Below are 21,985 nucleotides of genomic sequence, written 5' to 3'. Positions count from 1 at the left end.
CCTCTTAAAATGCGTTCTGGATCCAGGCTGGCTGGTCGCCCTCGAACGCAATCACATCGAATCGGCAGGCCTGATTGGCCTCGTTGATGGCATGTTGCTTCAAATAGTGGCGCGCTGCCAGCATGATCTTGTGCTGTTTGCTGCGGGTGACCGAGCTGGCGGCCCCGCCATGGCTGCCGGTGGCCCGGTAGCGCACCTCAACAAACACCAGGGTCTGGCCCTGGTGCATGATGAGATCTATTTCACCGCCACGACAGCGGTAGTTGCGAGCTACCGGTTGCAGGCCCTGAGCCTGCAACCAGCGTTCAGCGACTTGTTCAAAGTGCTGTCCCTTGCTCGTTGGTGAGGGGAACAGGCTCGGCAACTGCTGGCGCATCCGTTTCCATAGTTCCTTCATTGGAGGGCTCCTCCAGTTGCTGAACGGCGTTCTCGTCGACCAGTTTGCCATTCTGGTAAGTACCCCAGCTCAGCATCCGCACGATATTGCCCTGGGCATCCACGCTCAGCTGACCGCTCATGCCAGCCTGCTGCATGCCGCCTACCTTGCGCATCTGCTGCAGGTTTTCTGCCAGACTGACGGCATCGTAGCCCATGGCAAACAGACGCAGCAGGTCGCCCTGGGTCTGCGGCCAGAGCAGGGCGATCTGCTCGCGCTGTTTCTCGTAGCCGCCTAGCAGCAGCGGCATATCTGCGATGTGCATGCCATTGAGCTCGGAGGCGACCTCGGTGGCTGCGCTGTCGTAACCACGGGAGCTGGTGTAGATGGGTAGGCTGCCCATCGGATTGACCGAGACATCCACGTAGGGCTTGATCATCCGGGTTTCCAGGCTGTTGGCCACCACATAAACGGCATCGATGCTGCGCGGTGCGGCATCAGAGAGTTGCACTACCTCGCCAGCACGGGCGGTAGAGCGGCCGCTAAGGGCATTTTTGACCATCCCCTGTACTTCGTTGCGGGCACCGAAGGTGGCAACGACCGGCTTATCCTGGCTCAGGGTGGCCCAGCTCTGCTCGAACGCCTTGATACTGCTGTAACCGATCCGCCCCTGGGCGGCGATTAGCAGCGGTTTGCGGTAGCCCTGGGTGTAGAGGTACTGGGCTGCCTGTGCGGCATCTGCGGCAGCAGAGAGGGAGAAGTAGTAGGTGGTGTCGTTGACGACCGGCTTGTCCAGCTCGTTGAGTGCCAGTACCGGCACGGTCGGATTGGCTTTGAGCAGCTCCTCGACCCGGTCTTTCAGCAGCGGACCGATGATCATGTCTGCCCCTTCCTGAATCGCCTGCTTGTAAAGGTCGCCGGTCGACTTGCTCTGGGTGTCGTAGAAGTTCAGGGTGAATTGCCCCTGATTTTCCTTATAAGACATCAGCATACCGTTACGGATAGCGGCGCCCTGCGGCTCCAGATTGCCTGAGAGGGGCAGCAGCACAGCGATCTGTTGCACCGAGGTGCTGGCAGTAGCAGCCAGATCGCCCAATCCTGCCGGCATATCCTTCTGGGCTGGATGGTTGGGGAAGTCGCGCTTCCAGCCTGCCAGCTGGCGGGCCAGCAGGTTCGGCTGGGCGCCAAACTCGTTGACCAGTGCCGCCAGTCGCAACCAGCCGGTGGTCACATCAGGGGCCGGAGCCTCTTCCAGCGCCTGCAGGGTGGAGGGGGTCATGCTTTTGAGCAACGACCAGATTTGCTGATGGTTGGTCGCCTGCTCGCTCTGATTGAGGTAGGGCTCCAGTGCAATCAACGACTTGGCTGCGCCAAACTTGTTGTTGATGTCGAGCTGCAGCACCACGCGCTGGCGATACCAATCCTTCTGGGTATCGGCATCCAGCACCGCCTCGGGTTTGCCTTCCAGCAGGATCAGCGCCTGATTGGCGTGGCCTTGTGCCAGCAACAGATGGGCTTGCAGCAGTTGCAACTGCGCCTTCTGGGCGGGGTCTTTGGCCTGCTTCTGCAATTGCTGGAACAGTGCCGAGGCCGGTTTGGCCTGGCCCAGCGCCAGATAGCTGCGTGCCGCCAGCATCTGCCAGGTAAAGGCCTCAGCCGGCTTGGCCGGGTCCACCTGCTCAAGATACCACTGGGCATTCTTGGTCAGATTGGAGAACGCAGAGGGCATGCCTGACGGCCCTGACGGTTGATTGGGCTCCGACGCACAGGCGGCGAGCAGTACTGCCGCGAGTATGATGCCGAAGAGTCGTGATACACTTAGCTGCTTTGTAACCCGGTTCAAGTTCATTCCCCGACCAGTGTTGAAGTTCCCCATAGTGTAAACGGGCCAATATGGCGACACAATTGTCGGGGCACTCGGAGATCCCATGAGTGACATCCCAACCCTGTATATAGTCCCCACTCCGATCGGCAATCTGGCGGACATCACCCAGCGTGCATTGGACATTTTACGCAGTGTCGATCTGGTGGCAGCCGAAGATACCCGTCATACCGGTATCCTGCTCAGCCACTACCAAATCTCGGTGCCGACCTTCGCCCTGCACGATCACAACGAGCAGCAGAAGGCCGATGTACTGATCGGTCGGATCAAAGAGGGCAAGAGTGTTGCGCTGGTCTCCGATGCCGGCACTCCGCTCATCAGCGACCCCGGTTATCACTTGGTCACCCGCTGTCGTGAAGCCGGGGTCAAGGTGGTGCCGCTGCCCGGTCCCTGTGCTGCCATCACCGCCCTGAGCGCGGCCGGTCTGCCCACCGATCGATTTGCCTTTGAGGGCTTCCTGCCTGCCAAGAGCAAGGGACGTGACGATCGCCTGCAAGCCGTTATTGAAGACACCCGCTCGCTGGTGTTCTACGAATCCCCGCGCCGTGTGCAGGATACAGTGGAAGCGATTGCTCGCATTCTCGGCGAGCGTCAGGTGGTGGTGTGCCGTGAGCTGACCAAGACCTTCGAGTCGATCCACGGTCTGCCAGCGTCCGAAATGCTGACCTGGCTTGGCGAGGATGACAACCGCTGCCGCGGAGAGATCGTGCTGGTCGTGGCTGGCGCTTCCAAAGAGGAAGAGGATCTGCCAGCCGAGGCGATCCGCACTCTGGGGCTGCTGGTAACCGAGCTGCCACTGAAAAAAGCGGCCGCCCTGACCGCTGAGATCCACGGCGTGAAGAAGAATGCCCTCTATAAATACGGTCTCGAGCACTATTGAGCCGATGAAATAGGCCAGTAGACTTTTTTCTGACCTGTGCAATCCCCCGAACCGGCGAGCATTCACCCTGTAAACGGGGACCAAAGCGCGATAAATGGCTGTAAACGGGAATTGCCGGTTTACCCCGTGCGTATCGCAAGGCTATAATCCGCGCCTCGGAGTTGGCTGGGCAATCGCTGCTTCGTCGTTGTGTCCCTCGGGACAGACGGGCGGAGGGGAGGAAAGTCCGGGCTTCACAGGGCAGGGTGCCAGGTAACGCCTGGGGGGCGTGAGCCTACGACCAGTGCAACAGAGAGCAGACCGCCGATGGCCCGCAAGGGATCAGGTAAGGGTGAAAGGGTGCGGTAAGAGCGCACCGCGCGACTGGCAACAGTTCGTGGCACGGTAAACTCCACCCGAAGCAAGACCAAATAGGCCCCTATTGGCGCGGCCCGCGTTGGGGGCGGGTAGGTTGCTTGAGCCAGCGAGCGATTGCTGGCCTAGAGGAATGATTGCTACCCGGGGCAACCCGGTACAGAACCCGGCTTACAGGCCGACTCCGACCTCATTCCGAAGAGCCCTGCGATTTATCGCGGGGCTCTTTTTTATGCATGAGAAAATATGGCTTCGTTGGCAGGATATTTTCGACCTTGTCATTTTGCATGAAAATATATGTTTTAAATCAATCGAATAGTTTTGTATTTGGCACGATGGCAGCGATAGATGGTGATAGAACCCAGGATGGTTGTTCGCACCCACATATTGTGTGTGTTCTCAGTTCATTCACTTATTTCAATTAATCACCAGAGTTTAACGCCAAATAACTTGTGGAAAATCAACCCACTCAATCCGCGGTATGCAATTGCTGCGTCAATATGTTCCCTCTGTCCCATCTCCTTGCTTGAAAAGCCCCCTGCACGTCCTTAAACTTCAAGGTGGGGAAAAGTGGATCAAAGTGGTTTTTAGAGGGGCAATCTGCCTGCTCACTCACCTTCAGGGACTGCAATTTGTTGCGTGGCGCTCATGCCATCAGCCTGGACAGTAAAGGGCGGCTGGCAATTCCGACCAAATTCCGTGATTGGCTGCGCGACGAAAGCGACGGCCAGCTGGTCTGCACCATCGATATTGCCCATCCCTGTCTGCTGCTTTATCCCCTGAATGAATGGGAAGAGGTCGAGCGCAAGCTCAAGACTCTCTCCAGCATGAATCTGCAAGAGCGCCGTTTGCAGCGCCTGCTGCTGGGACATGCAACCGAATGCGAGCTGGATGGCAATGGCCGCCTGCTGCTCAGTCAGCCACTGCGCAACCATGCGGGGCTGGACAAGAAAATCATGCTGGTGGGCCAGCTCAACAAGTTTGAGCTGTGGGATGAAGCCCGCTGGCAACAACAGGTCAATGACGACATCTTGGGTCTGCCCGGGGACGATTGGGCAAGCTCACCACGACTACAGGATTTCTCTTTATAAATGACCCAAGCTGCTGAACACATCACAGTGCTGCTGCACGAAGCCGTTGAAGGTCTGGCCATCAAGCCGGACGGTGTCTACGTCGACGGTACTTTTGGCCGTGGTGGTCATTCTCGTCTGATCCTGCAGCACCTAGGCCCCAATGGCCGCCTGATCGCCATCGACCGCGATCCCCAGGCGATTGCCGAAGCAGCCAAGATCCAGGATCCCCGTTTCGAAATCGTGCACGGCCCCTTCTCCGGCATCGCCTCCTATCTGGATGAGCGCGGTTTGCTGGGCAAGGTGGATGGCTTCCTGCTGGATCTGGGGGTCTCTTCACCCCAGCTGGATGATGCCGAGCGTGGCTTCAGCTTTATGAAAGATGGTCCGCTCGATATGCGGATGGACCCCACCTCCGGTCAGAGCGCCGCCGAGTGGCTGGCCAAGGCCGATGTGGATGACATCGCCTGGGTGCTGAAGACCTTCGGTGAGGAACGTTTTGCCAAGAAGATCGCCCGTGCCATCGTGCACGACCGAGTGACCGAGCCTTATGTGCGTACTCGCCAACTGGCGGAGATGATTGCCCGGGTCAATCCGAGCAAGGAGAAGGGCAAGCATGCGGCAACTCGCAGCTTCCAGGCCATCCGCATCTATATCAACAGCGAGCTGGACGAGATCGAAACCGCGCTCAACGGTGCACTGGAAGTGTTGGCACCACATGGCCGTCTGTCAGTGATTAGCTTCCATTCGCTGGAAGACCGCTTGGTGAAGCATTTCATCCGCAAGCACGAGAAGGGGCCGGAAGTGCCTTACGGCATTCCGTTGACCGAGGCCCAGCTGGCTGGCGGTCGCAAATTGAAGTCGGTCGGCAAGGCACTCAAGCCTTCTGATCATGAAGTATCTGAAAACAGCCGGTCACGCAGCTCGGTGCTGCGGGTTGCCGAACGGCTGGCGGAGTAAGCGATGAGCGAAGTGCGTGTTCATCTGGCCAAGGAGATCGTTGCTGATCTCTGGCGGCACAAGCTGCAGATTTTTCTGTCGGTCGCCGTGCTGGTGACCGCGTTTGCCGTGATCCTGGTGACCAACATGACCCGTGGTCTGACGGCCAAGCAGAACGATCTGATGGCGGAAGAGGATCGCCTCAATATCGAATGGCGCCACCTGTTGCTGGAACAGGGCACCCTGGCTGAACACTCCCGGGTGGCGAGTCTGGCGATGGACAAGTTGCAGATGGGTCGTCCGCTGGTGACCACCGAGAAGGTAATTACCCAACCATGAAACGCAAGGCTACAGCCAAAGCTGCCAAAGCGAATGTCAAAGCGCCATCGATCTATCCGTGGCGCTTTCGCACGCTTGCGGTGTTTATCGGCATCGCGTTTGTGGGTCTGATCCTGCGTCTGGCCTGGATCCAGGTGATCAATCCGGATCGCCTGCGTCAGGAAGGGGACATGCGCTCCCTGCGTACCACCTCTACCCAGGCGGTGCGCGGCATGATCACCGATCGCAACGGTGAGCAACTGGCAGTATCGGTACCGGTCGAAGCGGTCTGGGCCGATCCCAAGACCGTACACGAATCCGGTGCCATCAATAACGAGCGGGCTTGGCTGGCGCTTTCCGCCGTGCTCAAGCTCGACATCAATACCCTCAAACACCGCATCGCCAACCCCAGCAAGCGCTTCGTCTATCTGCAGCGTCAAGTTACTCCTGCGGTGGCGGAATATATCAAGGGGCTCAAGCTGGGTGGCGTCTACCTGCGCCCAGAAGCGCGCCGCTTCTATCCGACCGGCGAGATCAGCGCCCATCTGGTGGGGGTGACCAACATCGATGGCAGCGGTATTGAAGGGATTGAGCGCAGCTACAACGAGTGGCTGACGGCGACACCCGGCGAAATGCGGGTGCGCAAGGATCGGCAGGGGCGCGTCATCGAACGGCTTGGCATCGTCAAAGAGGGCAAGAACGCCAACGATCTGCAGCTCAGTATCGATCAGCGGGTGCAGGCACTGGCCTACCGTGCCCTCAAGCGGGCAACCGACGAGAACAAGGCGACCTCCGGCTCCATGGTGATGCTGGATATCAAGACCGGTGAAGTACTCGCCATGGTCAACACCCCCTCCTATAACCCGAACAACCGCGGCCAGTATCAGAGCTTTCGGGTACGCAACCGGGTGGTGACCGATACTTATGAGCCGGGTTCGACCGTCAAGCCATTGATTTTGCTCAGTGCCTTGCAGGCAGGTGTCACCAGCTGGAAAGATTTCATTCCTGGTGGGCCGCTCTTTATCGGTGCCAAGCAGATCAAGGACGTTAGTATCCACAAGGCGACCAACCTCTACGACATCCTGCGCTACTCCTCCAACATCGGTATGTCGCGCATCGCGCTGCGGATGCCGGCGCAGGAGATGATCAATACCCTCAGCATGTTCGGTTTCGGCATGGATACCGGCAGCGGGCTGATGGGCGAGAGCAGCGGCATGCTGCCCCAGCGTCGTCGCTGGTCCGATATCGAGCGAGCGACCCTCTCGTTCGGTTATGGTCTGCGAGTCACCCCGCTGCAGCTGGCTTCCGCCTACGCCACCCTGGCCAACAAGGGCAAACGGGTGCCGCTCTCCATCGTCAAGGTGACTACGCCGCCCAAGGGTGAGCAGGTGATTGATCACAACAACGCCGCTGCCATGTTGCAGGCGCTGGAGTATGTGGTCGACAACGCTATTCCAAAAGCCAAGATCCCGGGCTATCGGGTCGGTGGCAAGAGTGGTACCGCCAAGGTCGCCGTCGCCGGTGGCTATGGCAAGGATTACATGGCCTGGTTTGCCGGTTTCGCACCCGCCAGTGATCCCCGTTTCGTCATGGTGGTGGTGATCAACGAGCCAAAAGGCAGCGCCTATTATGGCGGCGCCGTGGCGACCCCACCGTTTGCAGAGGCCATGGGCGGGGTGCTGCAGCTCTTCAATATTCGTCCCGATGCGGTGCCGCCAGCGGTGCCCACCAAACTTGCCCGTACGGAGGCTTCTCTTGTCCCGCGCACTTGATGCATTACTGCGCCCCTTCGGTATCCAGGCGCCGGCTCTAACCCTGACCGATATCCAGCTGGATAGTCGGCGGGTTGGCCCCGGCTCGCTCTTCGTGGCCATTTGCGGCCATCAGGTGGATGGCAGACGGTTTATCGAACAGGCGGTGGCTCAGGGAGCGACCGCTGTTGTGTTTGAGGAGGATGGAGAATTTATCCCACCATCGACTCCGGTTCCCTGTATCGGGATGCGGGATCTGCCCGCTCACCTCTCAGCACTCGCAGGTACCTTCTACGACCAGCCAGCGAAAAAACTGGCGCTGGTCGGGATCACCGGCACCAACGGCAAGAGCACTACGGCACTGCTGGTCGCCAACTGGCGCACCCTGCTGGGCGGCAAGGCGGGTGTGATGGGCACCATCGGCAACGGCCTGTTTGGCAATTTGATCGAAGCGGAAAATACCACCGGTAGCGCCGTGCAGGTGCAAGCCAATCTGGCTGCGCTGCAAGCACAGGGGGCGGATCTGGTGGCGATGGAGGTCTCCAGCCACGGTCTGGTGCAGCACCGTGTTGCCGCACTGCAGTTTGCCGCTGCCGTTTTCACCAACCTGAGCCGGGATCACCTCGACTACCACGGCACCATGGAAGCCTATGGTGCGGCCAAAGAGCAGTTGCTGCAGCTGGTCGATGAGTCGAATGCGGTGATCAACCGCGAGGACGAGCTGGGTGCCAAGTGGCTCGAAAAGTACCCGGCAGCGGTGGCGTTCAGCGTTAATGGCCCGATTGAACACCATTCTGGCCGTCAATTAACGGCGCAGCAGCTCGATTTTCACCAGCAAGGTTTTCGCGCGCAGATTAACTCCAGCTGGGGGAATGGTGTATTATCCGCCCCCTTGCTCGGGCGCTTCAACGTCAGCAATGTGCTGGCCGCGATGGGCGTGATGCTGGTGCTTGGTTATGACTTCAACGAGCTGCTGGCAACTGCCCCGAAATTGCAACCAGTGACCGGTCGCATGGAGTGTTTTGGCGGTGGCGATACGCCGCTGGCGGTGGTCGATTACGCCCACACCCCGGATGCGCTGGAGAAGGCATTGCAGGCCCTGCGGGTGCACTGCACAGGGCAGCTCTGGTGTCTGGTCGGTTGTGGTGGCGACCGCGATCGCGGCAAGCGCCCCATGATGGCCGCCATGGCCGAGCAGTATGCGGATCGCGTGATCCTGACCGACGACAATCCCCGTACCGAGGAGCCGGCCCGGATCATGGCCGACATGGTGGCGGGGCTTCGCGATCCTGCTGCGGTGCATGTGGAGCACGACCGGGTCAAGGCGATTTCGCTGGCCATCGGTCAGGCGAGCAAACAGGACATCATCCTGGTGGCCGGTAAGGGTCACGAGGATTATCAGATCATTGGAACCGACAAGCGGCACTACAGCGACCGGGAAACCGTTGCGGCCGCCTTGCACACATTATTGGAGTCATTCAAATGATGACCCTCAGGCTTGCCGAGCTGGCGCAGGTACTCGATGCCCGTCTGATTGGTAACGATGGCGAGATCACCGTCGTCAGTACCGACACCCGCACTCTGGGCGCTGGTGCCCTGTTCGTTGCCCTGCGCGGCGAGCGCTTCGATGCCCACGATTTTTGCGAGCAGGCCGTTCAGGCAGGGGCCTCTGCCCTGCTGGTCGAGCGTGAACTGCCGCTGGCCATCCCCCAGCTGGTGGTGACCGACACTCTGAAAGGACTGGGCCGCCTCGGCAAACTGGTGCGCGAGCGCATCAACCCGAAAGTGCTGGCCATTACCGGCAGCTGCGGCAAGACCACGGTGAAGGAGATGGCAACCGCCATCCTGCGCAACGAAGGGGAAGTACTGGCCACCGCTGGCAACTTCAACAACGAGGTGGGCGTGCCGCTCACCCTGCTGCGCCTCGAGCCGCAGCACAAGTTTGCGGTGATGGAGCTGGGTGCCAACCATCCGGGCGAAATCGCCTGGACTACCTCGCTGGCCAAACCCGATGCCGCCATCATCAACAACGTGGCGGCGGCCCATCTGGAGGGCTTCGGCTCGCTGGAAGGCGTGTTTCACGCCAAGAGCGAAATCTTTGAGGGGCTGAGCGAAGGCGGCACCGCCATCGTCAATGCCGACAACGAATTCTGGCCGAAGTGGCGGGAACGCGGCATTCAGTGCGCCTTCTCCATCGACGATCAGAGCCAGCCGTTCCACGCGCGCAACCTTGTGCTCAACGAACAAGGCTGCGCCGAGTTCGTGATGGTGACCCCGCAGGGTGAGCTGAGCCTGACTCTGGCTATCCCGGGTCGCCACAACGTGGCCAATGCGTTGGCTGCCGCCGCGGGCTGTCTGGCCCTCGGCGCATCCCTCGCCTGTGTCAAGGCGGGGCTGGAGCAGATGGCACCGGTCAAGGGGCGCTTCTGCGTGCAGCGCTGGGGCGGTCTGACCCTGGTGGATGATACCTACAATGCTAGCGTGGAATCCGTGCTGGCGGGCATCGATGCCCTGACCGCCATGGGCGGCTTCAAGGTGCTGGTGTTTGGTGATATGCGGGAACTGGGTGAGGAGTCTGCCGAGCAACACGCCCGGGTTGGCCGTCATGCCCGCGAGCGCGGTCTGGATGCCGTGCTGACAGTGGGGGAAGAGAGTCGCCACACCGCAGATGCCGCGGTTGGCCGACATTTCGATAACAAGGCGTCGTTGTTTGAAGTGCTTGCGCAAATGATAAATACACATCAGGAAATTTCGATTCTGGTCAAGGGGGCACGTGGCTCCCGCATGGAAGATATCGTCGAGATGGTCAAAGACCGTCAGGAGTCAGCCACATGCTAGTCTGGCTGGCCGAACTGCTCACCCCGCACTTCACCTTCTTCAACGTCTTCTCCTACCTGACGTTTCGCGCCATCCTGTCGATCATTACCGGACTGGGGGTTGCCCTCTGGATGGGGCCACGCCTGATCCGTCGCCTGCAGATCCTGAAATTCGGTCAAGTGATCCGCAACGACGGTCCCGAGTCCCACCTCAGCAAGCGGGGTACCCCGACCATGGGTGGCCTCATGATCATTGCTGCGATTTTCACGTCTGTGCTGCTCTGGTGCCGCCTCGACAACCCCTATGTCTGGCTGGTGCTGTTTGTGCTGGGTGCCTATGGCGCCATCGGCTTTGCCGACGACTACCTCAAGGTGGTGCGCAAGAATACCGACGGCCTGATCGCGCGCTGGAAGTATTTCTGGCAATCCGCGGTAGCGCTGGCGGTGGCGGTGTTCCTCTATGCGACCGCAACCCATGAGGGGCAGACCCAGCTGGTGGTGCCTTTCCTCAAGGATGTGATGCCGCAGCTTGGCCTGATGTTTATCGTGCTGACCTACTTTGTCATCGTCGGTACCTCCAATGCGGTCAACCTGACCGACGGTCTCGACGGCCTGGCCATCATGCCGACCGTGATGGTGGCGGGGGGCTTTGCCCTGATCGCCTGGGCTACCGGTAACGTCAACTTTGCCAGCTACCTGCACATTCCCTACGTGCCCTATACCTCCGAGCTGGTGATCGTCTGTACTGCCATCGTCGGGGCGGGTCTGGGTTTCCTCTGGTTCAACACCTATCCGGCGCAAGTATTCATGGGGGACGTTGGTTCCCTGGCACTGGGCGGCGCGCTCGGTACCATCGCCGTGTTGGTCCGTCAGGAGTTCCTGCTGGTGATCATGGGCGGCGTCTTCGTGATGGAGACCGTTTCGGTGATCCTGCAGGTGGGTTCATACAAGCTGCGCGGCGTGCGGATCTTCCGCATGGCGCCGATCCATCACCACTACGAGAAGAAGGGCTGGCCGGAGCCGCGCGTCATCGTGCGCTTCTGGATCATCACCCTCGTGCTGGTGCTGCTGGGTCTTGCCACCCTGAAGGTGAGGTAAGGCCATGGTCATCATCATCGGATTGGGCAAAACCGGACTCTCCTGTGTCGATTACTTCCTCGGCCGTGGCGTGACGCCACTGGTGATGGATACCCGCGCCAACCCGCCCGGCAAGGATCAACTGCCGCCTGAGGTAGAGCTCATTCACGGTCTCGACGAGGAGCTGCTCAAGCAGGCGCACATGATCGTCGCGAGCCCGGGTATCGCGCTGGCGACCCCCGAACTGAAAGCGGCTGCCGAGTGTGGTGTGCAGATTGTCGGTGATATCGAACTGTTTGTTCGCGAGACCCAGACTCCGGTCATCGCCATCACCGGCTCGAACGGCAAGAGCACCGTCACTACCCTGGTGGGCGAGATGATTGCCGAAGCCGGCCTCAATGTCGGTGTGGGCGGCAATATCGGCACGCCTGCGCTGGAGCTGCTCAAGCAGCCGATGGATCTCTGCGTGCTGGAGCTCTCCAGCTTCCAGTTGGAAACTACTCACAGTTTGCGTGCTGCCGCCTCCGTGGTGCTGAACCTCTCAGAAGATCACATGGATCGTTATCAGGGCATGGCCGACTATCGCGCCGCCAAGATGGAGATCCATCAGCACTCCAAACACATTCTGGTCAATCGTGACGATGCCCAGACCCTGCCCGATGTGGGTCAGGTGTGGCAGAGCTTTGGTCTCGATTGCAATGGCTATGGCCGTTGCCTGCTGGATGGTCGCTACTGGTTGACCCTGCACGGCGAACCGCTGCTGGCGGTGGACGAGATGAAGATCGTCGGTGCCCACAATCAGGCCAACGCCCTTGCGGCCATGGCGCTGTGCGATGCGGTCGGTATTCCCCGTGCGGCTCAGCTTACCGTGCTGCGTCGTTTCGAGGGCTTGCCCCATCGTGCCCGCTTCGTGCGCGAGGTGAACGGGGTGCGCTGGATCAACGACTCCAAGGCCACCAACGTGGGAGCCACACTGGCTGCCGTTGCCGGTGTGCGCGAGTCGGTCAAGGGGCGCCTGCTGCTGCTGGCCGGTGGTCAGGGTAAGGGGCAGGATTTTGGCCCGATCCAGGCGCTGTTGGGCAACCAGATCGATCACATGTACTGCTTCGGTCAGGATGCCGAGGTGCTGCTGGCACTGGGCGAGCAGACCGAACGGGTGGCCGACCTGGCCGCTGCGGTTGCCAAAGCGGCGGCCGATGCCAAGCCCGGTGACTGGGTGCTGCTGGCGCCAGCCTGTGCCAGCCTCGATCAGTTCAAGTCGTTCGAGGTGCGCGGCGATCGCTTCACCGAAATGGTGCTGGCGCTATGAACGCCCTTCGCGCAGCAGCAGGTCTGTTCCAGCGCTGGTTGTTACCGGCGCGTCCTGCCGGTCTCTACGATCGGCAGCTGGTACTGCTGGCGCTCTCCCTGATGGCGGTCGGGGTGGTCATCGTGGCCTCGGCGTCGATCCCCGAAGGGATTGCGCTGGGGGATGACCCCTTCATGTTTGTGAAGCGTCACGCCCTGTTTCTGGTGATGGCGCTCGGTATCTCCTGGTTTGTGTTGCAGGTGCCGATGGCGCGCTGGCAACAGCACAACGGCCCCATGCTGCTGCTGGCGATCTTGATGCTGGTGCTGGTGCTACTGGTGGGCCGCAACGTTAACGGTGCGGTGCGCTGGTTGCCGCTTGGCCCCTTCAACCTGCAGCCTGCCGAGTTTGGCAAGCTGGCGCTGTTTGTCTATCTGGCCGGTTATCTGGTGCGGCGCCAGAGCGAAGTGCGCGAAGCCTGGATCGGCTTCCTGAAACCGCTGGCAGTGTTCGGGGTGCTGGCGGTCTTGCTGCTGTTGCAGCCTGACCTGGGTTCCACCGTGGTGATGTTCGTTACCTCGTTCGGCATGCTGTTTCTGGCCGGTGCCCGACTGGGACAGTTTTTGACCCTGATCGGCGCGGGTCTCGGCTCTGTGGTGATGCTGATCATCGTCGAGCCCTACCGGATGCGGCGGGTGACCTCCTTTATGGATCCCTGGGCCGACCCGTTCGGCAGCGGCTACCAGTTGACCCAGTCGCTGATGGCGTTTGGTCGTGGCAGCTGGTTTGGCGAAGGGCTTGGCAACTCTATCCAGAAGATGGAGTACCTGCCGGAAGCGCACACTGACTTCGTGTTTGCGATCCTCGGTGAAGAGCTGGGTTACGTCGGGGTGCTGGGCGCCCTGTTCCTGATTTTTGCGCTGGCGGTCAAGGCGCTCAAGCTGGGGCATCGCGCGCTGGTGGCAGAGCGGCTCTATGACGGTTATCTGGCGATCGGCATCGGCATCTGGTTCAGCTTCCAGACCTTCGTCAACGTCGGCGCGGCCAGCGGCATGATGCCGACCAAGGGCTTGACCCTGCCGCTGGTCAGTTACGGTGGTTCCAGTCTCATCATCATGTCGGTGGCGGTGAGCATGTTGATTCGAATCGATTTTGAGTTGCGTCAGGCGACAGCCCAGGCGCGCGTGCGGGAGGTTTAGTGAGCAAGACTCTGTTGGTGATGGCAGGTGGTACCGGTGGGCATGTGTTCCCCGGTCTGGCCGTGGCCGATCGCCTGAAGGCCCAAGGCTGGACTGTCCACTGGCTCGGCACTGCCGACCGGATGGAGGCGGAGCTGGTGCCCGCCCATGGTTATCCCATCTCCTTCATCGATATTCAGGGGGTGCGTGGCAACGGCATCAAACGACTGCTGGTTGCGCCCTATCGCATCGTCAAATCGATCCTGCAGGCGCGTCAGGTACTCAAGACCGTTCGTCCTGATGTGGTGCTCGGCATGGGCGGTTTTGCCTCCGGCCCGGGTGGCGTGGCGGCCTGGTTCTCCGGCATCCCGTTGCTGCTCCATGAGCAAAATGCTGCTGCAGGCATGACCAACAAGCTGCTGGCCCGTATCGCCAGGCGGGTGTTGATGGCATTTCCGGGCGCCTTCGCGCCGAGCCGTCGCACCGCCGTGGTCGGTAATCCGGTGCGTCCCGAAGTGGTCGCACTGCCGGATCCGCAATTGCGCAGCGGAGCCGAGCCGCTCCATCTGCTGATCGTGGGTGGCAGTCTGGGGGCGCGGGTGCTCAACGAGCAGGTACCTGCTGCGGTGGCGGCATCCGGCGTGCCCATTGAAGTGCGTCACCAGTGTGGCAAGGGCAATGCCGAGGCTGTCTCTGCTGCCTATGCCCAGCACGGCATCAATGCCGAGGTGAGCGAATTTATCAAGGATATGGCCAGCGCCTACGCTTGGGCCGACCTGGTGGTCTGCCGTGCCGGTGCGCTGACTGTTTCCGAAGTGGCTGCCGCCGGTGTGGCTGCCATTTTCGTGCCGCTGCCCCATGCGGTGGATGATCACCAGACCCGAAACGCCTTGACCCTGGTCGACGGCGGTGCAGCCGAGTTTCTGCCCCAGTCCGAGCTGAATACCGCTTCACTTGCGGCACGCCTGACCTGGCTGGCTGGTCGCCGGGAGACCCTGTTTAACATGGCGAAAGCGGCTCGTCGCGTCGCCATTACCGATGCGGCCGAGCGGGTTGCGGATGAGTGCAAACAGCTCGCAACCGGGCAGCGTGGTAAAGATTGATGAGCAAGGTTGCAGCGGTGACACCGTGCAGCCTTGTACCTGTATGTATTGATGCCGCCGTGCAGCCGCGCTTTGACGGCACATGGCCTGCGGCAGACTAAAGAGACGATTATGACCAAGGTTGAACTGGCAAAACTGCGTACTGTGATCCCCGAAATGCGCCGCGTGCGTCGCATCCACTTTATCGGTATCGGTGGTGCCGGTATGGGCGGGATCGCCGAAGTGCTTGCCAACGAAGGGTATCAGGTAACGGGTTCTGATCTGACTCGCAACGCTGTGACCGAGCGGTTGGCCGGACTGGGTGCTCACATCTTTGTCGGCCACAGTGCCGAACACGTTGAGGGTGCCAGCGTGGTGGTGGTTTCTACCGCCATCAAGCAGGACAACCCGGAGCTGCTGGCTGCCCGCGAACTGCGGATCCCGGTGGTGCGCCGCGCCGAGATGCTGGCCGAGCTGATGCGTTTCCGTCACGGCATCGCCATTGCCGGTACCCACGGCAAGACCACCACCACCAGTCTGGTGGCGAGTATCTATGCCGAAGCCGACCGCGATCCGACCTTCGTCATCGGTGGCCTGCTCAACAGTGCCGGCACCAATGCCCGCCTGGGCAGCAGCCGCTACCTGATTGCCGAAGCGGACGAGAGCGACGCATCTTTCCTGCATCTGCAGCCGATGGTCTCTATCGTGACCAACATCGAAGCGGATCACATGGACACCTACGGCGGTGATTTCTCCAAGCTGAAGGCCACCTTCATCGAGTTTTTGCACAATCTGCCCTTCTACGGACTGGCGGTGGTCTGCATCGATGATCCGGTGATCCGTGGCATGTTGCCCGAGATTGCCCGTCCGACCTTGACCTACGGTCTCTCTGACGATGCCGATGTGCAGGTGCTGGATTTTGTCCAGACCACCAACCACAGCTGCTTCCGTGTTCGCCGCAAAGAGGCCGGTGAGCTGCAGGTGACCCTCAATTTGCCGGGTATTCACAACGCATTGAACGCCGCAGCGGCGATAGCTGTCGCGACAGAGGACGGTGTTAGCGACGAGGCCATCATCTCTGCTCTGGCCAAATTTGAAGGGGTTGGTCGTCGCTTCCAGCAGTATGGCGAGTTTGAAACCGGTCGCGGCAAGGCGATGCTGGTGGACGATTACGGTCACCACCCGAGCGAAGTGAAGGTCACCATCAACGCCGCCCGCGCCGGTTGGCCCGAGAAGCGTCTGGTGATGGTGTTCCAGCCCCACCGTTATACCCGCACCCGCGACCTCTACGAGGACTTCGCCGATGTACTCTCCAAGGTAGACGTGCTGGTGATGCTGGAGGTTTATGCTGCCGGTGAGGAGCCGATCCCGGGCGCTGATGGACGGGCACTGTGCCGCTCCATTCGCTCGCGTGGCAACCTGGAACCCATCTTCGTCGCCACGCCAGATGACGTGCCAGCCGTGCTGGCCGACCTGATCGGCGAGGGGGATTTGGTGCTGACTCAAGGCGCCGGGAACGTCGGGGCACTTGCCCGTCGTCTCGGAGAGATGAAATTGAGCATAGATAGCATGAAATCTGGCGCCTGAGGGCCCAATGAGTATTTTGACCGCCAAGCCGGGGCCTATATAATGGCGAACCGGTCTGTCAAAGGCCGGTTTAGCGCGTTACACGGGGATCGATCGGGTGGAGGCAAGGGCACAGGGGCGCACCAAGGGTGGCTTCATCGCAGGGGTAGCATTTTTCCTGCTGGTGATATGGGGCTGCTACCGGACGGCGCTGGATGTTAAAGGTTGGCTGACAGATGCCAACCGGTTGCCCATGAGCGAGCTGTTGCTGCAGGGGCAACACCAGTATTTGCAAACCGAAGAGCTGCGGATGGCCGTGCTGGATGGCGCCGAGCTGCGCAACTTCTTCGAATTGGACGTCAACGAATTGCAGGCAAGGCTCAACGCCCTGCCATGGGTGGCCTCGGTCTCGGTACGAAAGAAGTGGCCGAACAAGATCAAGATCTACCTCACGGAACAAGATGTGGCGGCGCGCTGGAATGGCAACCGCTTCGTCAACACCAAGGGCAAGGTATTCAGTGCCCCGGATCGGGTCAAGACGCCGCTGTTGCAGCTGTCAGGGCCGGATGACCAGGCCGCCCGGGTGTTGAAAGAGAGTCGGCAGTACGAGTCGCAACTGGCTGCCAAGGGATACAAGTTGCTGGGGGTGAATCTGACCCCCCGCCATGCCTGGGAACTGACCCTGGATGGCAATATCAAGCTGTTCCTGGGACGCAATGACATTGCGCTCCGGCTGCAGCGGTTTATCGATGCCTTCCCGGTTATCGAACCCCGTGCGCAAGTCGCCTACGTGGATCTTCGATACGACACCGGAATGGCAGTTGGCTGGAAGAAGAGCGAAGAGAAAGTGCATGACCAACACCGCAGATAGGAATTTGATTGTCGGACTGGATATCGGCACAACCAAGGTGGCGGTTCTGGTCGGGGAAGTATTGCCGGACGGTGAACTGAACGTCATCGGTATGGGCAGTCACGCTTCTCGCGGAATGGAGAAGGGCGGGGTCAATGACCTCGACTCCGTGGTCAAGTCACTGCGCCGCGCGGTGGAAGAGGCCGAGATGATGGCAGATTGCCAGATCAGCTCGGTCTATCTGGGGTTGTCCGGCAAGCATATTGATTGCCGCAACGAGACCGGTATGGTGCCCATCTCCGATGAAGAGGTGACCCAGGAGGATGTGGACAACGTGATCCACACCGCCAAGTCGGTTCGCCTCTCCGACGAGCTGCGCGTGCTGCATGTGCTGCCTCAGGAGTTTGCCATCGATTATCAGGAAGGGATCAAGAATCCGGTCGGCCTCTCCGGTGTAAGGATGGCAGCCAAGGTTCACCTGATCACCTGCCACAACGACATGGCTCGCAACATTGAGAAGTGTGTGGAGAAGGTCGGTTTGCGCGTGGATCAACTGATCTTCTCCGCGCTGGCCTCCAGCTATGCCGTGTTGACCGAAGACGAGAAAGAGCTGGGTGTCTGCGTGGTGGACATCGGTGGCGGCACCATGGACATGTCGCTGTTTACCGGCGGTGCCCTGCGCCACACCAAGGTGATCCCGTACGCTGGCAGTACTGTGACCAGCGACATCGCCTATGCCTTCGGCACGCCGCCGCTCGACGCGGAAGCGATCAAGGTGCGCTACGGTTGCGCCCTCGGTCGTCTGGTCAGCAAGGAAGACAATATTGAAGTACCCAGTGTCGGCGGTCGTCCGGCGCGCAGCCTGCAACGGCAGACACTGGCTGAAGTGATTGAGCCCCGTTACACCGAGTTGCTCTCCATGGTGAATGATGAGCTGGTGCGGGTACAAAGCGAGTTGAAAGCGCAGGGGGTCAAGCATCAGCTGGCAGCCGGTGTGGTCTTGACCGGCGGCGCTGCCCAGATTGAAGGCATTGTGGAGTGTGCAGAGCAGATCTTCCAGAGCCAGGTCCGGGTGGGAGAGCCCATGAACATACGTGGTTTGAGTGATTACGTGCAGGCACCGGTGTACTCGACTGCGGTCGGGTTGCTGCAATATGGCCGCACCCATCAAGCCACAGGTAGCAACAAAGAATATGCCGCCAAGGCAAGCGTCGGTGGCCTGGTCAAACGGGTTAGCAACTGGCTGCGTGGCGAGTTCTAAGAATTTTGCTGAGTCAGGCAAATAAAGCGGAGAGACAACATGTTTGAATTTATGGATAGCCACACTGACGAAGCCGTCATTAAAGTGATCGGTGTAGGTGGCGGCGGCGGTAACGCTGTCGAGCACATGGTTCGTCAAAATATTGAGGGTGTTGAGTTTATTACCGTCAACACCGATGCCCAGGCACTGCGTAACTCCAGCGCCAACACTACCCTGCAGATCGGCGGTGGGATCACCAAGGGTCTGGGTGCCGGCGCCAATCCGGAAGTGGGTCGTGATGCGGCCATGGAAGATCGCGAAGCGCTACGTGAGCTGCTGACCGGTTCCGACATGGTGTTCATCGCCGCCGGTATGGGTGGTGGTACCGGTACCGGTGCTGCGCCGATCGTGGCCGAAGTGGCGCGCGAGATGGGCATCCTGACCGTTGCTGTGGTGACCAAGCCGTTCTCCTTCGAAGGGAAGAAGCGGATGGGCTTCGCCGCGCACGGTATCGAAGAGCTCTCCAAGAACGTCGACTCCCTGATCACCATTCCCAACGACAAGTTGCTGAAGGTGCTGGGTCGCGGTATCTCCCTGCTGGACGCCTTCAAGGCGGCCAACGATGTACTGCTTGGCGCGGTACAGGGCATTGCCGAGCTGATCACCCGTCCGGGTTTGATCAACGTCGACTTCGCGGACGTGCGTACCGTAATGCGCGAAATGGGTACTGCCATGATGGGTACCGGTTCCGCCTCTGGTGATGACCGTGCTGAAGAAGCGGCCGAGAAAGCCATCTCCAGCCCGCTGCTGGAAGACGTGGATCTGGCTGGTGCCCGTGGCATCCTGGTCAACATCACCGCCGGTATGGACATGACCATCGAAGAGTTCGAAACCGTGGGTAACGCGGTCAAGGCCTTCGCTTCCGAGAACGCCACTGTAGTAGTGGGTACCGTAATCGATCCGGAAATGCACGACGAACTGCGTGTGACTGTGGTTGCTACCGGTATCGGTGCCGAGCGCAAGCCGGACATCACTTTGGTCAAGAGCAGCCAGGTGCAAGAGCGCCCTGTGCGTCAGCCGCTAGTTAGCGACATGATGCAAGGCCGCGTGATGGACGAAGCCCCGGCCAAGGTGGTCAACGCCGAGCCGCAAGCTCGTCGTGAACCGGATTACCTGGATATTCCGGCGTTCCTGCGCAAGCAAGCTGACTAAGCCTCTTATGGCTCTCGTTTGTTTGTTGTTCAAGGAATGTGCTAAGATGGCCTGCCAACGACCATCTGGTCCGGATTTTAAGCTGTTTAGGGTACACCCATGATTAGACAAAGAACCTTGAAAACGAGTGTACAGGCGACTGGTGTCGGCCTGCATTCGGGCCGGAAAGTCACCATGACGTTCCGTCCGGCGCCTGTGAACACAGGGATCGTTTACTTGCGTACCGACCTGAATCCTGTGGTGGAGCTGCCAGCCAATGCCGATCAGGTGCGCGATACCGTGCTCTGTACCGCTCTGGTCAACGAAGCCGGTGTCCGTGTCTCTACCATTGAGCACCTCTCTGCCGCGCTGGCCGGGATGGGGATCGACAACCTCTACGTTGAGGTTGACGCACCCGAGATCCCGGTAATGGACGGTAGTGCGCATCCCTTTATCTACCTGCTGCAGGAAGTCGGGATCCGTGAGCAGAATGCTGCCAAGCAGTTTGTGCGGATCAAGAAGAGCATCCGGGTTGAAGACGGCGACAAGTGGGCGGAATTCCACCCCTATCGCAACGGCTTCAAGATGGATCTTGAGATCGATTTCCAGCATCCGGTCTTTGAAGGGCGCAATCAGCGTTGCGTACTGGACTTCTCCGGTGCCTCCTTCGTGAAAGAGATCAGCCGTGCCCGTACCTTCGGGTTCATGCGCGATATCGAGTACCTGCGTTCCCAGAACCTGGCGCTGGGCGGAAGCCTGGAAAACGCCGTGGTACTGGACGACTATCGGGTGCTGAACGAAGACGGTTTGCGTTATGAGGACGAGTTCGTCAAGCACAAGATGCTGGACGCGATCGGTGACCTCTACATGTGTAACCGCAGCATCATCGGTGAGTTCCGTGCCTACAAGACCGGGCATGCCCTGAACAACAAGCTGCTACGTGCCTTGCTGGCCGAGCAGGAGGCTTGGGAACTGGTGACCTTCGAGGGTGAGGGCGACAAAGCGCCTATCGCTTACTACGATAACGGTCTGGTTCTGGCCTGATAGCTGTGCAACGGAACGTCGGTCCTCTCTCCGCACCGACGTTCCGTCATTTGTTTACTCCATCCTTTAATACCGATTATCTCCCGGTTTTATTTCCCGTGCTGGCTCCTGGCCGCACCTGACCGAGCAGACTGATTTCTATGAGCATTACCCTGATCCTCCACGGCAAGCAGCGACGCAAGTTGCACCTGCCCAAACAACGTCTGGCCTGGGTCGGCGGTATTCTCTTCTCCCTGTTGGCCCTTGGTGGTGGTTGGCTCTGGCAGAGCTGGCACCAGAAAATGGAGGCGCTGGAAGTGGCGCTTGCCGTTGCCGAGCAACAGTCCGTCGACCAGAGTGGCGACGAAGCCCGTGAACAGTTGGCAATGCTGGCTGCTCAGGTAGGCACCATGCAGGGCCAGCTTGGCCGTCTCAATGCCCTCGGCGAACGATTGACCGAGCAGGCCGATCTCGATCCCGACGAGTTCAATTTCAAAGAGCTGCCCCCCATGGGCGGCCCTTCTTATGATGAAGAGCTGGAAGTGAGCCTCAACGAGCTGCAAGCATCGATGAAACACCTCAGCCAGCAGCTCAGCAGCCGCGAAGAGCAGCTGTCGGTACTTGAATCTTTCATCATGAATCACCATATCACCGATGCCGGTTTTATTTCCGGCACGCCAGTCAAACAGGAGCGAGTTTGGGTCTCGTCCGGGTTTGGTGGACGGGTCGATCCGTTCAACGGGCGTGCCAAGATGCACAAAGGGGTCGATTTCCGTGGCAAACCCGGAACCCCGATTCTGGCCACCGGGCCCGGCATTGTCAGCTGGGCGGGCCGTCATCCGGAATTTGGCAATATGGTGGAGATTAATCACGGCAATGGCCTGGTCACCCGCTATGCCCACAACTCCAAGTTGCTGGTCGAGGTGGGCACCCTGGTTGATCAGGGTCAGAAGATTGCCTTGATGGGACGCACCGGTCGCGCGACCGGGGTCCATCTGCATTACGAAGTGTTGAAAGATGGTCGTCAGGTCAACCCCGCACGCTTTCTCAGTGCCAGACGGGGTTAGGTTTTTTCTTCAGGTTCCAGTGACGGAACGCTTTTAT

19 protein-coding genes and 1 other RNA gene are annotated in these 21,985 nt (G+C 59.9%); 18 read left to right on the top strand and 2 right to left on the bottom strand.

Annotated elements, in window-relative coordinates:
* Positions 1-4: 4 nt before the first annotated feature.
* Together AB5Z02_RS11165 and AB5Z02_RS11160 are read right to left on the bottom strand one after the other, a co-directional pair.
* A complete protein-coding gene (locus tag AB5Z02_RS11165; RefSeq protein WP_005341723.1) occupies positions 5-376 on the bottom strand; it encodes a YraN family protein in 372 nt (123 codons plus the stop codon).
* Positions 318-2,105 (bottom strand): penicillin-binding protein activator, encoded by a 1,788-nt coding sequence (locus tag AB5Z02_RS11160; protein ID WP_231719993.1) that lies wholly within the window; start codon positions 2,103-2,105, stop codon positions 318-320. The genes AB5Z02_RS11165 and AB5Z02_RS11160 overlap by 59 nt, the downstream gene beginning before the upstream one ends.
* A gap of 199 nt (positions 2,106-2,304) precedes the next feature.
* Here AB5Z02_RS11160 and rsmI point away from each other — a divergent pair, with 199 nt between their 5' ends.
* The 18 genes from rsmI to AB5Z02_RS11070 all read left to right on the top strand — a co-directional run bounded on the left by rsmI (position 2,305) and on the right by AB5Z02_RS11070 (position 21,948).
* A complete protein-coding gene (gene rsmI, locus AB5Z02_RS11155; RefSeq protein WP_047438714.1) occupies positions 2,305-3,138 on the top strand; it encodes a 16S rRNA (cytidine(1402)-2'-O)-methyltransferase in 834 nt (277 codons plus the stop codon).
* Positions 3,139-3,295: 157 nt separating this feature from the next.
* An RNA gene (gene rnpB / locus AB5Z02_RS11150) (RNase P RNA component class A) lies at positions 3,296-3,682 on the top strand.
* A 442-nt stretch (positions 3,683-4,124) separates the two neighbouring features.
* Positions 4,125-4,583: a division/cell wall cluster transcriptional repressor MraZ gene (mraZ, locus tag AB5Z02_RS11145; protein ID WP_167571402.1), complete on the top strand. Its 459-nt coding sequence runs from the start codon at positions 4,125-4,127 to the stop codon at positions 4,581-4,583.
* On the top strand, positions 4,584-5,522 hold the full coding sequence (gene rsmH / locus AB5Z02_RS11140; RefSeq protein ID WP_005336168.1) for a 16S rRNA (cytosine(1402)-N(4))-methyltransferase RsmH: 939 nt from the start codon (positions 4,584-4,586) through the stop codon (positions 5,520-5,522). It abuts the gene before it with no gap.
* Positions 5,523-5,525: 3 nt separating this feature from the next.
* Positions 5,526-5,840, top strand: coding sequence for a cell division protein FtsL (gene ftsL / locus AB5Z02_RS11135; RefSeq protein ID WP_005336166.1), 315 nt, complete (start codon positions 5,526-5,528; stop codon positions 5,838-5,840).
* Positions 5,837-7,591 carry a peptidoglycan glycosyltransferase FtsI gene (locus AB5Z02_RS11130; RefSeq protein ID WP_005336163.1) on the top strand — a complete coding sequence of 585 codons (1,755 nt, stop codon included), beginning with the start codon at positions 5,837-5,839 and terminating at the stop codon, positions 7,589-7,591. Before ftsL ends, AB5Z02_RS11130 begins: the two co-directional genes overlap by 4 nt.
* A complete protein-coding gene (gene murE / locus AB5Z02_RS11125) occupies positions 7,524-9,056 on the top strand; it encodes a UDP-N-acetylmuramoyl-L-alanyl-D-glutamate--2,6-diaminopimelate ligase (protein ID WP_236322457.1) in 1,533 nt (510 codons plus the stop codon). The genes AB5Z02_RS11130 and murE overlap by 68 nt, the downstream gene beginning before the upstream one ends.
* On the top strand, positions 9,053-10,408 hold the full coding sequence (gene murF, locus AB5Z02_RS11120) for a UDP-N-acetylmuramoyl-tripeptide--D-alanyl-D-alanine ligase (protein ID WP_323915167.1): 1,356 nt from the start codon (positions 9,053-9,055) through the stop codon (positions 10,406-10,408). Before murE ends, murF begins: the two co-directional genes overlap by 4 nt.
* Entirely contained in the window at positions 10,402-11,484 is a 1,083-nt protein-coding gene (gene mraY / locus AB5Z02_RS11115; protein WP_005356635.1) for a phospho-N-acetylmuramoyl-pentapeptide-transferase, read from the top strand. The genes murF and mraY overlap by 7 nt, the downstream gene beginning before the upstream one ends.
* Before the next feature lie 4 nt (positions 11,485-11,488).
* Positions 11,489-12,772 (top strand): UDP-N-acetylmuramoyl-L-alanine--D-glutamate ligase, encoded by a 1,284-nt coding sequence (gene murD / locus AB5Z02_RS11110; protein WP_202004356.1) that lies wholly within the window; start codon positions 11,489-11,491, stop codon positions 12,770-12,772.
* Positions 12,769-13,950: a cell division protein FtsW gene (gene ftsW, locus AB5Z02_RS11105; RefSeq protein ID WP_005336154.1), complete on the top strand. Its 1,182-nt coding sequence runs from the start codon at positions 12,769-12,771 to the stop codon at positions 13,948-13,950. The genes murD and ftsW overlap by 4 nt, the downstream gene beginning before the upstream one ends.
* Complete coding sequence (gene murG / locus AB5Z02_RS11100) at positions 13,950-15,032, top strand: undecaprenyldiphospho-muramoylpentapeptide beta-N-acetylglucosaminyltransferase (protein ID WP_043821958.1); 1,083 nt, start codon at positions 13,950-13,952, stop codon at positions 15,030-15,032. Before ftsW ends, murG begins: the two co-directional genes overlap by 1 nt.
* A 111-nt stretch (positions 15,033-15,143) precedes the next feature.
* Entirely contained in the window at positions 15,144-16,598 is a 1,455-nt protein-coding gene (gene murC / locus AB5Z02_RS11095) for a UDP-N-acetylmuramate--L-alanine ligase (protein WP_368216004.1), read from the top strand.
* 97 nt (positions 16,599-16,695) lie between these two features.
* Positions 16,696-17,448, top strand: coding sequence for a cell division protein FtsQ/DivIB (locus AB5Z02_RS11090; protein WP_005336149.1), 753 nt, complete (start codon positions 16,696-16,698; stop codon positions 17,446-17,448).
* Positions 17,429-18,688: a cell division protein FtsA gene (ftsA, locus tag AB5Z02_RS11085; protein WP_005336148.1), complete on the top strand. Its 1,260-nt coding sequence runs from the start codon at positions 17,429-17,431 to the stop codon at positions 18,686-18,688. The genes AB5Z02_RS11090 and ftsA overlap by 20 nt, the downstream gene beginning before the upstream one ends.
* A 39-nt stretch (positions 18,689-18,727) precedes the next feature.
* The gene (ftsZ, locus tag AB5Z02_RS11080) at positions 18,728-19,879 is read left to right on the top strand and encodes a cell division protein FtsZ (protein WP_005336147.1); all 1,152 of its coding nucleotides are present in this window, start codon (positions 18,728-18,730) and stop codon (positions 19,877-19,879) included.
* A 99-nt stretch (positions 19,880-19,978) separates the two neighbouring features.
* On the top strand, positions 19,979-20,902 hold the full coding sequence (gene lpxC / locus AB5Z02_RS11075) for a UDP-3-O-acyl-N-acetylglucosamine deacetylase (protein ID WP_005336146.1): 924 nt from the start codon (positions 19,979-19,981) through the stop codon (positions 20,900-20,902).
* Between the two features lie 140 nt (positions 20,903-21,042).
* The gene (locus AB5Z02_RS11070) at positions 21,043-21,948 is read left to right on the top strand and encodes a M23 family metallopeptidase (RefSeq protein WP_005355107.1); all 906 of its coding nucleotides are present in this window, start codon (positions 21,043-21,045) and stop codon (positions 21,946-21,948) included.
* Positions 21,949-21,985: the final 37 nt, after the last annotated feature.

The organism is Aeromonas sp. R2-3, assembly GCF_040908375.1.
GTDB lineage: Bacteria > Pseudomonadota > Gammaproteobacteria > Enterobacterales > Aeromonadaceae > Aeromonas > Aeromonas veronii.
This window is presented reverse-complemented; position numbering and strand designations above follow the sequence as displayed.